The organism is Microbacterium neimengense (assembly GCF_054782995.1).
The window spans coordinates 22027-36446 of record NZ_BAAGRK010000003.1; the positions used below are offsets into that span (position 1 = coordinate 22027).

General features: G+C 69.8%; 14 protein-coding genes. 5 read left to right on the forward strand and 9 right to left on the reverse strand.

Features of this window, described 5'->3' with window-relative positions:
• Positions 1-9 precede the first annotated feature (9 nt).
• Both poxB and ACYVJS_RS02710 read right to left on the reverse strand, forming a co-directional pair.
• The gene (gene poxB / locus ACYVJS_RS02705) at positions 10-1743 is read right to left on the reverse strand and encodes a ubiquinone-dependent pyruvate dehydrogenase (protein ID WP_460737546.1); all 1734 of its coding nucleotides are present in this window, start codon (positions 1741-1743) and stop codon (positions 10-12) included.
• Between the two features lie 66 nt (positions 1744-1809).
• Complete coding sequence (locus ACYVJS_RS02710; protein WP_460737547.1) at positions 1810-2400, reverse strand: TetR/AcrR family transcriptional regulator; 591 nt, start codon at positions 2398-2400, stop codon at positions 1810-1812.
• Between the two features lie 142 nt (positions 2401-2542).
• On the opposite strand from ACYVJS_RS02710, the gene ACYVJS_RS02715 reads away from it, so the two are divergent.
• From ACYVJS_RS02715 to ACYVJS_RS02730, 4 genes are all read left to right on the forward strand, one after another.
• Positions 2543-3139: a DUF6230 family protein gene (locus tag ACYVJS_RS02715; RefSeq protein WP_460737549.1), complete on the forward strand. Its 597-nt coding sequence runs from the start codon at positions 2543-2545 to the stop codon at positions 3137-3139.
• Positions 3130-3612, forward strand: a complete 483-nt coding sequence (locus ACYVJS_RS02720) for a DUF6114 domain-containing protein (protein ID WP_460737551.1) — start codon at positions 3130-3132, stop codon at positions 3610-3612. Before ACYVJS_RS02715 ends, ACYVJS_RS02720 begins: the two co-directional genes overlap by 10 nt.
• Entirely contained in the window at positions 3609-4304 is a 696-nt protein-coding gene (locus ACYVJS_RS02725) for a hypothetical protein (RefSeq protein ID WP_460737553.1), read from the forward strand. The genes ACYVJS_RS02720 and ACYVJS_RS02725 overlap by 4 nt, the downstream gene beginning before the upstream one ends.
• A gap of 113 nt (positions 4305-4417) precedes the next feature.
• Positions 4418-4696 (forward strand): Fe-S cluster assembly protein HesB, encoded by a 279-nt coding sequence (locus ACYVJS_RS02730; protein ID WP_137417641.1) that lies wholly within the window; start codon positions 4418-4420, stop codon positions 4694-4696.
• Positions 4697-4742: 46 nt separating this feature from the next.
• Here ACYVJS_RS02730 and ACYVJS_RS02735 read toward each other — a convergent pair whose 3' ends face one another.
• The 5 genes from ACYVJS_RS02735 to ACYVJS_RS02755 form a co-directional block, all read right to left on the reverse strand.
• Positions 4743-8147, reverse strand: a complete 3405-nt coding sequence (locus tag ACYVJS_RS02735) for an error-prone DNA polymerase (RefSeq protein WP_460737556.1) — start codon at positions 8145-8147, stop codon at positions 4743-4745.
• Entirely contained in the window at positions 8147-9685 is a 1539-nt protein-coding gene (locus ACYVJS_RS02740) for a DNA polymerase Y family protein (RefSeq protein ID WP_460737558.1), read from the reverse strand. Before ACYVJS_RS02740 ends, ACYVJS_RS02735 begins: the two co-directional genes overlap by 1 nt.
• Complete coding sequence (locus ACYVJS_RS02745) at positions 9686-10369, reverse strand: hypothetical protein (RefSeq protein WP_344227145.1); 684 nt, start codon at positions 10367-10369, stop codon at positions 9686-9688. It abuts the gene before it with no gap.
• 142 nt (positions 10370-10511) lie between these two features.
• Entirely contained in the window at positions 10512-11105 is a 594-nt protein-coding gene (locus ACYVJS_RS02750) for a cysteine hydrolase family protein (RefSeq protein WP_460737560.1), read from the reverse strand.
• Positions 11102-12037 (reverse strand): DMT family transporter, encoded by a 936-nt coding sequence (locus ACYVJS_RS02755; RefSeq protein WP_460737562.1) that lies wholly within the window; start codon positions 12035-12037, stop codon positions 11102-11104. Before ACYVJS_RS02755 ends, ACYVJS_RS02750 begins: the two co-directional genes overlap by 4 nt.
• A gap of 40 nt (positions 12038-12077) precedes the next feature.
• On the opposite strand from ACYVJS_RS02755, the gene ACYVJS_RS02760 reads away from it, so the two are divergent.
• On the forward strand, positions 12078-12575 hold the full coding sequence (locus ACYVJS_RS02760; RefSeq protein WP_460737564.1) for a MarR family winged helix-turn-helix transcriptional regulator: 498 nt from the start codon (positions 12078-12080) through the stop codon (positions 12573-12575).
• Positions 12576-12578: 3 nt separating this feature from the next.
• Here ACYVJS_RS02760 and ACYVJS_RS02765 read toward each other — a convergent pair whose 3' ends face one another.
• Both ACYVJS_RS02765 and ACYVJS_RS02770 read right to left on the reverse strand, forming a co-directional pair.
• Positions 12579-13076, reverse strand: a complete 498-nt coding sequence (locus ACYVJS_RS02765) for an HNH endonuclease (protein WP_460737566.1) — start codon at positions 13074-13076, stop codon at positions 12579-12581.
• A 299-nt stretch (positions 13077-13375) separates the two neighbouring features.
• Positions 13376-14260 (reverse strand): M23 family metallopeptidase, encoded by an 885-nt coding sequence (locus ACYVJS_RS02770; RefSeq protein WP_460737568.1) that lies wholly within the window; start codon positions 14258-14260, stop codon positions 13376-13378.
• Between the last annotated feature and the right edge of the window lie 160 nt (positions 14261-14420).

A 14420-nucleotide genomic window follows, 5' to 3' on the forward strand; every position in this document is an offset into this window, starting at 1 on the left:
TCACCCGCGTCAGTCGAACAGGCGTCGCCAGAGGTTCGTGTCGGCCAGATCCAGCAGTTCGTCACCGCGACCGGAGAGCACGGTGCGCAGCGCCCACAGCGAGAAGCCCTTGGCCTGTGCCGCGGTGATCGAGGGCGGCATCGACAGCTCCTCACGTGCGACCACGACGTTCACGAGCACCGGACCCGGATCGGCCAGCGCACGCCGCAGCGCGGGCTCGAGATCCGCTGCGCTCTCGACGCGAATACCGGTGATCCCGACGGCCTCGGCCACCGCCGCGAAGTCCGGGTTGTGCAGGTCCGTACCGTAATTGACGATTCCGGCCGCCTTCATCTCGACCTCAACGAAGCCCAGAGCGGAGTTGTCGAAGACGACGATCTTCACCGGCAGATCGTTCTGACGGATGGACAGCAGATCCCCCATGAGCATCGCGAGCCCGCCGTCGCCGGCGAGCGCGATCACCTGGCGGGAACGGTCGACGGCCTGAGCACCGAGCGCCTGCGGCAGGGCGTTGGCCATCGAGCCGTGCGTGAACGAGCCCAGCAGGCGCCGCTGCTCGGTCATGTGCAGATAGCGCGCCGCCCAGATGACGGGCGTTCCCACATCCGCCGTGAAGACCGCATCCGGCGCTGCCAGTTCGTCCACCAGGCGCGCGACGTACTGAGGGTGGATCGGCTTCTTGCCGTCGTCGTTGGCGAGCCCGTCGAGCTCGCGCCGCGTCTTGTGATAGTGCTCGACCGACTCCTTCAGGTGGTGCTCTTTGCGGCCCTCATCGATCAGCGGCAGCAGAGCGGATGCGGTCGCGCCCGCGTCTCCCACGAGCCCGACGTCGATGGGCGTGCGGTGTCCCAGCTGCTCGCCGCGGATGTCGATCTGCACGATCTTCGCCTTCTCGGGGAAGAACTGCCGGTACGGGAAGTCGGTGCCGATCATCAGCAGCGCGTCGCACTTCTCCATGGCGCGGTAGCCGGACGAGAAGCCCAGCAGCCCCGTCATCCCGACGTCGTAGGGGTTGTCGTACTCGATGTGCTCCTTGCCGCGGAAGGCGTGCACGATCGGTGCCTGCAGACGCCCGGCGAGCGCCAGCACCTCGTCGTGGGAGCCCGCCACCCCGGCCCCCGCGAGAATCGTGACCTTGCCCGCCGCGTTCAGCACGGCGGCAGCCTCTTCCAGCTCGGATGCGGACGGCACCACGACCGGCCGCGTGGCGCGGATCGGAGCGGACGGGCGACGGTGCGGCGCGTCCGCGAAGAAGACGTCGCCCGGGACGACGACGACGGCCACGCCGCGCTTCTCGACCGCGGTGCGCATCGCCGTCTCGAGCACCCACGGCAGCTGCGCCGGGTCGGAGACCAGCTCGGCGTAGTGGCTGCACTCGCGGAAGAGCTCCTGCGGGTGCGTCTCCTGGAAGTACCCACTCCCGATCTCCGCGGACGGGATGTGGGAGGCGATCGCCAGCAGCGGCACGCGCGACCGGTGCGCATCGAAGAGGCCGTTGATGAAGTGCAGGTTGCCGGGACCGCAGCTGCCGGCCACGACGGCGAGCTCCCCCGTGATCTCCGCCTCGGCCCCCGCCGCGAAGGCCGCGGACTCCTCGTGCCGCGCGTGCAGCCATTCGATGCCGCCGTCCTTGCGCAGGGCATCGGTGAAGGCGTTCAGGGAGTCGCCGGGCAACCCCCAGACGCGGGTGATTCCCGCGTGACGAAGAGTGCGGACGAAGAGTTCTGCAACGTTTCCGGCCATGGCTCCACGCTAAAACGGACTGCCGGATCCGGCTAAGACGATTGACGAACGGGCACCCGACGTGTGTCAGAGCGTCACGGCGGACACGACGCCCTGCACGCTGCGCTCGAGGAAGCCCACGATGTCGTCGATGTCGACGTCGTCATCGACAGCCAGCTCGATCAGCACCTCTTCGGCGAACGCCACCCAGGACCGCAGGGCGACGTCGAGCAACGGACTGGCGGGGACCCCCAGTTCGGCGAACACCTCCCGTAGGCGCTGGGCGTTGGCATCCCGAGCGCGGTCCACGACCAGGCGCACCTCGGGGTCTCCGCTGGCAACGCCGCGCACGAGCGAGAAGAACGTGCCACGGTTCTCACGCACGAACAGCGCGATGCGGCGGAGGGTGTCGCGCAGCCGCTCCACCGCTGCCAGCTCCTCACGCGGATGGGTCGCCTCGAGCAGTGCGTCACCGGCACGCGCGACCACCGCCTGATGCAGACCCTGACGCGAGCCGAAGTAGTGGAAGATCAGGGCGCGCGAGACCTCTGCCCGCTCCGACAGTTCCTCGATGGTCAGGTCGTCGAGCGGCCTGTCCGCGAGGAAGGCGACGCCGAGGGCGACCAACTGCGCGCGACGCTGCTCCGGACTCAGCCTGGTGCGCCGCTCACTCCCCATAGCCAGAGCCTAGGCGAGAGGTGCGCTGCGCCCGGGGTGAGAGTCCTCTCATACCCGCTCTCACGCTATTGACAGTTCGTCAACGAGGTCTAGGCTCACTCACCGACGGCATCGTCGCCGTCCCCTCACCCCCGGAGGATCGATGAAGTTCCCCAACATGATGCGCTCGCGCGCCGGTCGTGTCGCCCTGGCCACCATCCCGGTCGTGGCCGCATCCAGTCTGCTGTTCGGCGGCGTCGCCCAGGGCGCTGTCCCCGTCTCGTTCGCGGTATCCGGCAGCGAGTTCCAGATCAGCGCCTCGCAACTGGAGGGCACCGGGTTCTCGCAGTACGCCGGCGTCACGCAGGACACCGCGGGCAACCAGCACTCGGTCGCGATCGCCAACATCGCCTCGGCGACGCTGGCCGATCTGTGCCAGTCGGTCGTGTCGGACACCCCGCTCGGCAAGGTCGGCGTGCTGATCACGGCCGGCGGCGGCGGAAACCCGGCGAGTGCCACGAACCTGCAGATCGGAATGACGGGCCTGCGCGGAGACTCGTCCTTCGGCAACATCCGTATCGGCGTGGATGCGTCGACGGTCAACACCGCAGCGAAGGGATCCGCCGGCGACTTCGCGCAGGATGCCGACACGGTAAGCATCGCGAACCTCCAGCAGAACTCGTGGAGCACACAGGCGTCGACCTTCACCCTGACCGGGATGAAGCTGGAGCTGACCGATGGAACGAAGACATGCTTCTGAACGCCACGCGTCGCTCCCTCACCGGGCGTGAGGCGACCGAGGACGAGCCCGAGAAGAAGCCGTCGCGCTGGCGCGCCTGGCGCACGCAGCGCCCGTTCGTCGGCGGTGTGCTGGTCATCGTCGCGGGCCTGGTGATGTTCCTGTCCAGCCAGCTCGACTTCGGCAAGCTGCACATCCAGCTCGGTATCGAAGGCCTGCAGGCGACCATCGTGCCGCTGGCTCTCGTCCTGCTCGGCGCCCTGTCGATCTTCATGCCCGCACACCGCATCTTCTACGGCGTGATCACTCTCGGCCTCGCGGTGTACTCGATCGTCGGCGTCAACCTCGGAGGGTTCATCGTCGGGATGCTGCTGGGCTGCGTGGGCGGCATCACGGTCGTCTCGTGGGCGCCGCGGTCCGGTGAGGCCGCATCCGCGCTCGCATCGGGCGAGGAGCAGGGGGTGCGAGCCGACGGCGAGAGGGAGACCGCATGATCCGCCGCCTGCTGCCCGTCGCCCTGGTGGGCGCGCTGCTCGCAACCACGGGCGCCGCCGCCGCTCCGGCGGAGCGGCCCGCGGCCTGGTGCATTCCGCTGTTCATGTCGTGCGACGACCCTTCGCCGTCACCCACGCCCTCGCCGAGCGCATCGTCGGAGCCCGGTCTGCCCGGTCTCCCTGACCTCGGCGGACAGAGCCCCATCCCGAACGCGTCGCCGACCCCCCAGACTCCCGCCGAGCCGGAGACGCCCGTCGAGGCGGTGCCGGATGAGAGCGCGCCCGTGTTCACCCAGCCGCCGGCACAACTCGGCTCGGACGGCCTGTCGATCAGCGGGCTCAAGGGCATCTCCCTCGTGACCGTCCCCCTCGCCGACGGCACCCGGGCGCACGCTGTCAAGATCAGCGCGGACAGCATCACGATCACCGGCTTCGCCTTGACCGTGGGGCATGCCGAGGGCCCGGCCCTGGTCACCACGGCGGACACGATGACGCTCTCGGGAAACGTGTCGGTGTATCTGAACTCCCTCACCGCCACCGGTGCCGACGGCACGTCGTACACGCTCGGCGCCGAGACACCCCCGCCGCGCGACGGGATCACTCCGACGCTCTTGCGGGTCACGCTCGGACTCGTCGGCGCGACCGCGGATTCAATCAGCTACTCGAACACCGACCAGCAGCTGACGTCGTGAAGAGTTCCCGGTGAACCTCGTGTGAGTTCGATCCGATCCGCGTGCAGGGGTTGATTCCGCTCGGGATTCTCGGAATCGTGGCCGGTCCGCAGACATCGATGGAAGGGAGCACCATGCTCACTCTGACGGAGAACGCTGCTTCGGCGGTCAAGACGATCTCATCCCAGATCCCGGCGGAAGGTGGCGGGCTGCGCATTCGCGACACCGGCACCGAGACCGGATTCGAGCTCGCGCTCGCTGCCGCCCCCGAGCCGCAGGACGCGGTGGTCGAGACGTCGGGTGCTCGCGTCTTCGTGGACTCCGGTGCGACGGATGCCCTCGATGACAGGGTGCTCGATGCCGAGGTCGGCGACGACGGCTCGGTCCGTTTCGCCCTCGGCGTCCGGGGCTGAGACCCCGCCCAAAGGCCCCCGGGTTTACCCGGGGGCCTTTGCCGTGTCATTGGAAGTCGCGCGAACGGTGCGAGATCCCCACGCGGAGATCCTCGAACGCATCCGCCACGAGGTTGGTGACCCCCTCCACCGAGCGCTCCAGCATCCCGCGCACGATCAGCGCCGGCGAGTCGCGCACGATGCGTCGGTATCGGTTCCATACGCCGGTCGAGCAGATCACGTTCACCAGCCCGTGCTCGTCTTCGAGGTTGAGGAAGGTGATGCCGGATGCGGTCGCCGGCCGCTGCCGGTGGGTCACCAGCCCCGCCACCTCGATGCGCCGCCCTGACTCGTGGGTGCGCATCTCGCGCGAGGTCAGCACTCCTCGCGCATCCAACGCGGAACGGTAGTGGGTCAGCGGGTGATCGTCGGTGGAGATCCCCGTCGCCCAGAGGTCGGCCGCGAGCGTCTCGTAGCTCGACGGGTCGGGGAACAACGGCGGCTGCACCGCCATGACGGTGTCGGGGAGGAACTCCGCCCTGTCCTGTGCGGCGGTGCCGGCGGACCAGATGGCCTCTCGGCGGGTCAGCCCGAAACAGTCGAAGGCACCGGCCGTCGCCAGCGCCTCCAGCTGCGCCACGGAGAGGTCGCACCGGCGCACCAGATCGCGCATGTCGCGAAACGGCCCCGTTGCGTCGCGCGCAGCGACGATGCGTGCGGCGACCTTCTCACCGATGCCGGTCACCGCTGCGAGCCCCAGCCGCACCGCGAACGCGCCATCGCGGCGATGCGCAGCGGACTCGTCGGGAGCCGCTGCGTCGAACGGCCCCACGGGCGGCTGCGGACCGCGGCAGGCGTCCATCCCCGTCGGCTCGGTGCCGACTCCGAGGGGTTCGAGTCCGGCCTGGGCGCCCGAGAGCTGCACATCCGGTCGACGCACCTCGACGCCGTGGCGCCGCGCGTCAGCGGTCAGCGTTGCGGGCGAGTAGAAGCCCATGGGTTGCGCCCGCAGCAGCCCCGCGAGAAACGCCGCCGGGTAGTGCAGTTTGATCCATGAGCTCGCGTAGACCAGGAGGCCGAACGAGAGCGAGTGCGACTCGGCGAACCCGAAGTTCGCGAACGCCTGGATCTTGCGGTAGATCGCATCCGCGTCCTCGCCGATCAGACCGTGGCGCGCCATGCCGGCGTAGAGCTTCTCCTTCAGCGAGTCGATCCGCTCCTGACCGCGTTTGGAGCCCATTGCCCGGCGCATGAGGTCGGCGTCCTCTCCGGAGAGATCGCCCACCACCATCGCCATCTGCATCAACTGCTCCTGGAAGACGGGGATCCCCTTGGTGCGCTCGAGCACCGGGATGAGGTCGGGATGCGGGTACGTCACCTCTTCGTGGCCGAGCTTGCGCCGCACGAACGGATGCACCGCTCCGCCCTGGATGGGACCGGGCCGGACGAGGGCGATCTCGATCACGAGGTCGTAGAACGCCCGGGGCTGCAGGCGCGGCAGCAGCCCCATCTGCGCGCGCGACTCGACCTGGAACACGCCGATGGAATCGGCACGGCACAGCATGTCGTAGACCGCCGCCTCCTCCTTCGGCAGGGAGCGCAGCTCCCACGTCTCGCCCGTCGCCGCCCGGATCAGATCGAAGCAGTACTGGAGAGCGGAGAGCATTCCGAGCCCGAGCAGGTCGAATTTCACCAGCCCCATCCAGGCGGCGTCGTCCTTGTCCCACTGGATGACGGTGCGCCCCGGCATCCGGGCGTGCTCGATCGGCACGACCTCGCCCACCGGTCGCTCGGTGAGCACCATGCCGCCGGAGTGGATGCCGAGGTGGCGCGGCGCCTTGAGCAACTCGGTCGCGTAGGCCACGACCTGATCCGGGATGTCGTGGTCGGGGGCGCTCTCGAGCGACGCGCCCCAGCGCTCGACCTGCTTCGACCAGGCGTCCTGCTGCCCGGGTGAGAACCCGAGCGCACGCGCCATGTCGCGCACGGCGTTCTTGGGGCGGTACTGGATGACGTTGGCCACCTGCGCCGCGCGCTCACGTCCGTACTGCTGGTAGACCCACTGGATGATCTCTTCGCGACGGTCGGAGTCGAAGTCGACGTCGATGTCGGGCTCCTCGTCGCGCAGGCTCGACAGGAATCGCTCGAAGGGGAGGTTGTAGGCGATCGCGTCGACCGCAGTGATGTCGAGCAGATAGCAGACGGCGCTGTTCGCTGCCGAGCCACGGCCCTGGCAGAGGATGCCGCGGTCCCGAGCCTCCTGCACGATGCCGTAGACGATGAGGAAGTAGCCGGGGAAGTCTTTCATCTCGATGACCTCGAGCTCGCGCTCGATGCGTCGGCGCTGATCCTCGGTGAGGTTCGGATAGTTGCGCGGCACCGCATCCCACACCAGTTGGCGCAGCCACGACATGGGCGTGTGCCCCTCGGGGACGGGGAGCTTGGGCAGCGCGGGCGAAGCCTTCCGGAGCGGGAACGCCAGCTCATCGGCGAGTTCCACACTGCGCGCGACCGCGCCGGGATAGCGGGCGAAGCGAGCAGCCATCTCGGCGCCCGAGCGCAGGAACGCACCACCGTGAGCGGGCAGCCACCCGTCGAGCTCGTCCATGCTGCGGTTCGCCCGCACGGCGGCGATCGCCGCCGCCAGGAGCCGTCGCTCGGGCACCGCGTAGTGCACGTTGCCGGTCGCGACGACGGGCAGCCGACGCTCGGCGGCGAGGGCTGCGAGCACGTCGTTGTTCTGGGTGTCGCGGGGATCGCCATGATCGATGAGCTCGACCTGAACCGCATCCCGTCCGAACAGGTCGACGAGCAGATCGAGTTCACGCACCGCCCCCACCGGTCCCTCGAGGGTGAGCGCTTGGCGCACGGCGCCCTTGCGGCATCCGGTGAACACCGCCCAGTGCGGATCGTTCGGGCCACCGGCCTGCTCGGCGAGCTCGGTCACGTCGTACACCGGACGCCCCTTCTCTGCTCCCCGCAGCTGGGCGCGGGTGAGTGCGCCGGCGAGACGGTGATATCCCTCCTGCCCCCGGGCGAGCACCAGCAGGTGGCGCCCGACTGGATCGGGGCGCCCCTTCTGCGGCGCGGGCAGATCGAGTGACAGCTCGGCACCGAACACCGTCTGCAGCCGGCGGGGCTCCGCCGCCTCCGCGAAACGCACCGAGCCGTAGAAGCCGTCGTGATCGGTGACGGCCAGCGCATGCAGCCCCAGTCGCTCCGCCTGCTCGACGAGCTCTTCCGGCGACGACGCCCCGTCGAGGAACGAGTACGACGAGTGGGCGTGCAACTCGGCGTAGGGCACGACCTGCTCGGGGCGCTCGATCGCCGGTGGTACATAGGGGCCGCGCTTGTGCGACCACGCCGGACTGTCGCCGCCGTCCGCCCCGGCGGGAACCTGCCTGGGTCGACGCGCGTCGCTGAGGGCACGCTCGAGCTCCGACCACGGGACGGGCGGGTTGTGCCAGCCCATCAGTCGTACCTCGCCTCGACGCTCCAGCGGCCGTTCTCGTGCACGAGCAGCCAGGCGACCTGGGCCGCGTCGACGATCTGGAACCGGTGCGCAACCCGGCGGCGGGCCGCATCCCATTCCCGCTCGATGACCGTCCACGGCCCCGCCCACGAGAGCACCCCGCGACGGGCTCCCCCGACGGCGATGTCGGCGGGCGTTCCCGACAGCGCCCCGCGCTCGTCGACGACGATGCGGGTGCCTTCGGCATCACGTACCTCCGCCGGACGGGGCTCGGGGAACACCGTGGTCGGCAGCGGCGCCGGCAGCGAACCGGGCCAGGGCAGCGACGCATCGCGCGGGGCGACCGCGCGGTCACCCCAGGGCACCATCACCTGTCGCTCGTCGAGCCAGCGCCCGCCGGCGATGACCGGCGTCAGAACGCTCCGATGCCCGAGCATCGCCTGCACTCGCGAGAGCGCGTGGTGCACCTTCTCGCGCTCCCCCCGCCCGAACAGCCCCGGCACGTGGTGAGCCTGGTCGTCGACGGCCTCGGGAGAGATGCGCACGCGGGCCACAGGACTGCGCAGTTCCTGCTGCTCGGCGAGCTGCCAGCGCACCCGGTCCACGACCGCCGCGGCGTCGAAGGTACCCGGATGCAGCCAGACCCGTTCGCTGCGCTCTCCCCGCTCCGACTCGAGCTCCACTCGCAGCTCGGTGCACACCAGCCGCAGCGCGTCGAGACGCGCGATGAACTCCTCAGCCGCCACCCGCATCCCGAACGCAGCCTGCTCGGCGAGCTCGACCGGCGGCTCGAACACGACCTCGCGATCGAGTTCGGGCGGTACCTCGCGGGGGGTCACCGTGCGGGAGTCCGCTCCCGCGGCGAGCGCCTGAAGCCGCACTCCCTGCTCTCCGAGGCGATCGCGGATGCCGTCGGTCGGCAGTTCGGCGAACGCCCCCAACGTGTGGATGCCCAGGCGCGCAAGCAGCGAGGCGAGCGAGGACTCTGCCCCGGCATCGTGCAGCAGCGTGGCGGGCAGAGGCGCGAGAAACGGGCCCGAGAGCCCCGGGGGCACGCACCGCACCGGCGCCTCGGCGGTCGTCGCGGCGCGGGCAGCCTGTTCGGCGGTGAAGGGACCGTCGGCCACACCGATGCGGACGTCGTTCACCCCCGCCTCGTGCAGCGCCGCACGCAGCACGTGCGCGGCCTCCTCCTCGCCGCCGTAATACCGGGCAGGGCCCCGCGCCTTCAACGCGCACAGCCCCGAGCGGATGATCTGCACGTGCGGCGCGAGGTGTTCGATCGCCGCCACGAGCGGCGCGAAGGCGCGGTGGTCTCGCGCCGCATCCATCGCCACGATCCGCAGGCGAGGACAGGCTCCCTGCGCGTCGCGGCGACGCTGTCCACGGCGCACACCCTCGGCGCGGGCCGCTCCGGAACAGGCGACCACGACGTTCTTCTCGACGACGGCGACCGCCTCCTCCTCCTCGCCGCTCTCGCGTCCGAAGGCGACCACCGGCCAGTCCGGGATCCAGACCACGAGAGTGCGCACGGGCATCTAGCCCACCGCCCTCATGGGCACGGGCGCGGCGGGGGCGACGGGAGTGAGGGCGCCGTCGCGATCGGGGAGCATCAGTCGCGCCCGCCGGGGCACGGGCGAGCGGCGCGACTGCACGGCGATCGTCACCGTGCGCGACGACAGGTAGCCGTAGCCGTCGCCGAGGCCGTCCCACTGGGAATCGACGATCTGCAGAGCGGCCTCCGCCTGCGGCCAGACCCCCTGCACCAGAAGGCTCGCTCCGCGATCACGCAGTCGCGCCATGAAGCGGGAGGCTTCGGCATCCGACACCGCTCCGGCAGGCCGCACAGCGACCACCGGCATGACCTCGGCGAGGGTGGCGGCCACGGCGAGCCAGCGCGGGCCGGGCTCGGGAACGAGGACGAGACGCTCGAGCGCGACCCCCAGCCCCGCCGCGGCCTCGGCACCCAGCTCCGGCATCCCCACGGCCGCACACCACGCCCCCTCGCGCGAGGGGCGTGCGAGCAACGAGAGCAGCAGCGATGTGGAGGGGGCGACCGTGTACGCGGAGCCCGCACGAAGCCCTCCGCCCGGAAGGAGCTCCGCCAACGCGGGATGCACCGGCCGCACGGCCGCATCCATCCGCCGGCCCTGAACGCGCTCGAGCTGCGCGCGGAGGCGGTGAACCTCGCCCACGGCGTCTTCTCGCACGATCACCTTCACTCCGACAGGCTAGAACGGATGTTCTAGTTCTTCAATGTCAGATTCGAAGATACGAACGAGTTCGGACATCCTCATCGCGAGGCGACCCGCGACGTGTGCACGAGGAGTGGGGTAGGCGGCACCCTACGTGCCGCCTGTGACATCACCTCAGCGATGGGTCGTGCAGATGTCGCTCGGATGCGACGATCTCGGCCGTCGTCCGGATGCGGGCGAACCCGCCTTCCTGCAAGACGAGTGCCGTGGTGGCCATGATCTCCGCCGCCGTGCGCGTCACGCGCCCCATACCGCTGATCTCGGTATCGAGATCGAAGGTGCGCGTCGCATCCCACACCACGGTGGTGTCGTACCCGAGATTGCCCGCCATGCGCGCCGTCGTCTCGACGCACATGTTGGTCTGGATACCGCAGATCAGCAGTTCCCCTATCCCCCGCTCCTGCAACCAGGCGTGCAGGTCGGGGTCGCCGTAGAACGCCGAGTTCACGCTCTTGGCGATCAGCAGTGCGGCCGGGGCGCGGTCGACGACATCGACGAGCGCATTGCCCGCAGCGGACGGATGCAGCACGGACGTCTCGCTGCGCGAGTCGTGACGGACCACGACGACCGGGATGCTCTCGATCTCGGCATACCGCAACAGCGCGGCGACGTTCTGCTCGCACTGCGGATTCGCCGTCGGCCCCCAGAACTCCAGGTCGTCGAACCCCTTCTGCATGTCGATCACCACGAGCGCGCGCGTCATGCCTTCATCCCACCACGCGGCACCGGCACCGGCGCCTCATCCGACTGCCGACCAGCGCCCGATTCCTGCCGCCACGCGCGGCGACGATGCGGTAGCACGCCCCACACCACACCGCCGAGCACGAGGGCGAGCCCGACAACCTGCGCGGGACCGAACGGCTCCCCCGCGAGCACGACCCCCAGCACGACGCCGGTGACCGGATTCAGCAGTCCGACGAGACCGACCGCGGCGGCGGGCAGTCGCTGCAGGCCGGCGAACCAGGCCGCGTAGGCCACCGCCGTGCCGATGAGCATGACGTAGGCGAACCCGATGAGGCCCTCGGGCGCGAGCTGCGGGGGCGGCCCCTCGACGACCAGGGCGACGGGCACGAGAACGACGGAGCCCGCCAAGAGCTGCCATGACGTCATCGCGAGGGCCGGCACCTCCTGCCCCCAGCGCGAGGTGAGGACGAAGCCGAAGGAGGAGGCGACCATGGCCCCCAGCGAGGCGGCGATCCCCCATGGATCGACCGACCCCGCGCCGACACCGAGCATGAGCACGACACCCACGATCCCGACGGCCGCCCCCAGCGCCGCGGCGACGCGGGGACGCTGCCCCAGCAGCGCCCAGGCGAAGAGCATGATGCACGCCGCCGACGTGGACATGAGGGTCGCCGCCAGGCTCGACGGAAGCCGCTGCCCGACGATGTAGATCAACACACTGAAGCCACCGACGTTCAGCACTCCCAGCAGCAGGGACCGCCACCACCACGAGCCGCGCGGGAGGCGGCGGGCGAACAGCAGCACGAGCAGCCCCGCGGGCAGACACCGGATGACAGCGCCCCATAGCGGCACGTCGGGCGGCAGCAGGTGCCGGGTCACGACGTAGGTGCTTCCCCACGCGATCGGCGCGATCGCAGTGATGAGGACCCAACGTCGCCATTTATCTTCCATGGAAGGAAATACTACCTTCCATGGAAGATATTGTGGTCGCATGAGCGGAACCGAGGATCGCGTCACCCGCATCCAAGACGACTGGCGACGAGAGCGTCCCGATCTCGACCCGTCCCCCCAGGGCGTCATCGGCCGCATCCACCGCGTGGGCATGGCCCTCACCCGCGAGCTCACCGCGGTCTACGCCCGCTTCGGGCTCACCGAGTCGGAGTTCGACCTGCTCGCCTCGCTCCGGCGGGCGGGCGCGCCCTACAGCAGGCCGGCCGGCGAGCTGGCGGAGCACACGATGGTCACCTCGGGCGGACTCACCAAGCGGGTCGACCGCCTCGTTGAGCGCGGCCTCGTCACACGCTCAGGCTCCGACGCCGACGGCAGGCGCCGCCTGGTCTCCCTGACGGATGCCGGACGCGCGCTGATCGACGACGCCTTCACCGCCCACATCGCCAACGAACACCGACTGGTCCAGATGCTGGACGCACCGGATGCGGAGCAGCTCGCCCGCATCCTGCAGCACTGGAGCGAGCGGCTCGAGCGGTAGAGCTCAGGCGGCGAGCGCCAGGTACGGCTCCCACCGAGGATCGGCGCGCTCGGTTCCGCGCACGCTCCAGCCCGAGCCGTGCGGCACGTCCGGCACGAGCCGGAGCGCCCACGACATCTCCTGCGGTGTGCGATCCCCCTTGACGTTGTTGCAGCGCAGGCAGCACGCCACCAGGTTCTGCCAGGTGTCGCGCCCGCCGCGGGAACGCGGCAGCACGTGGTCGATGGTGGATGCGGCCTTCCCGCAGTACGCGCAGCGGTGTCCGTCGCGGCGCAGCACTCCCCGGCGGGTCACCGGCACGTTGCGCACGTTCGGTATGCGCACATAGCGAGTGAGGATGATGACCGCAGGCCGGTCATAGATCTGCGTCGTGCCCCAGATGGGCACGTCCTCGACGCGTTCGACGACGGTCGCCTTCTCGTTCATGACGAGCACGAGCGCTCGCTTGAAGGAGACGACGGCCAATGGCTCGTAGCCGGCGTTCAGCACCAGTGTGCGCATTCCTTGTCCTCTCGAATGGCCCGGACGGCTTCGCGGATATTCGATTCGATGGACGCATCGGGGGTGCGGAGGCATGAAAAAAGGCGCTGTCTCATGGACAGCGCCTTGAACACACGGGAAGCCCGTGAGTGTCGGTCACGTGATGCCGAAGGACGAGCAGACCGAGCGCATCCATGGTTCGGATGCGTGGTGAACTGCCCATCGGCGCCCTCCGCTTCTCTCAGCGTCGTGCCCTCAGGGTAGCCCACCGCGACGCGCCCGGGACGCGTGCTTAGTGAACTCTCGGAATCGTGTCGGGGTCAGCCCGCGTTGGCCTGCAGCCAGGCGTAGGGGTCGACCAGGCCGCCGCCGATGCGCACCTCGAAGTGGAGGTGGTTGGCGGTGGAGGAGCCGGTGCTTCCCATCAGGCCGATGATCTGGCCGGCCTCGACGTAGTCGCCGGGGTTCACCAGGGTCTGGGTCATGTGGCCGTACAGGGTCGTGACGCTCTGTCCGTTGATCACGCTGTCGAGCACGACCGCGTAGCCGTAGCCGTAGTACCAGCCCGCGACGCGCACGGTTCCGGCGGCGGCGGCGAACTCAGGGGTGCCCGCCGCGCCGAGCAGGTCGACGCCCTGGTGGTAGCCGTCGGCGCCGAATCCGCGGCCGACGCGGATCTGCGACATATCAAGAGGCCAGCGCACGGCACCGCTGCCGGGGGCGACCATGTTCAGGTCGATGTTGGCGGCGGAGAAGGAGGCGGCGGAACCGGCGGCCGCAATACGCGCGGCGGCGGCTTCGGCGGCCTTCTTCTTCTCGACCTCTTCGGGCGTGGTCGCCGCGTAGCTGCCGCGGTCGAGATCTGCCGAGGTGACTGTGGAAGCGACGACGAGCGACTGCGGGTTCTCGGCAGCCACCTGCTCGATGGTGGCTGCATCCGCATTGCCGTTGAAGGCTGCGTAGGCGGGAAGGGCGACGGTCGCGACGAGACCGCCGACCATGCTCAGGATCACGACGCTGCGGAGGGGCTTGCGGAAGCTGCGGCCGGTGCGGGCCGGGCGGGCGGCGCGTGCGACAGCGGTCTTGGTGCGGGTCACTTGACCCTGTGCGGTACGAGCCAGTTCGCGCATGCTGCGGCGACTGGTCACGGGATTCGCGGCGGCCTCGGGCGCGCCTGCCGACGAATCGTCGTTCTGTTCAGCCAAATCATCCTCCGGCGCCTCCGCGCTCACGGCGCTGGCTCGTCGGCACTCGATGTCGGGGCACGATATGCGGGTTGCACCACACGGACGACGAGCCGGAGAGGCAATCCGTGCGGGATCCATCGGTGGGCTTCTCACCTGCGGACTGTCCGAGGCTACCCGA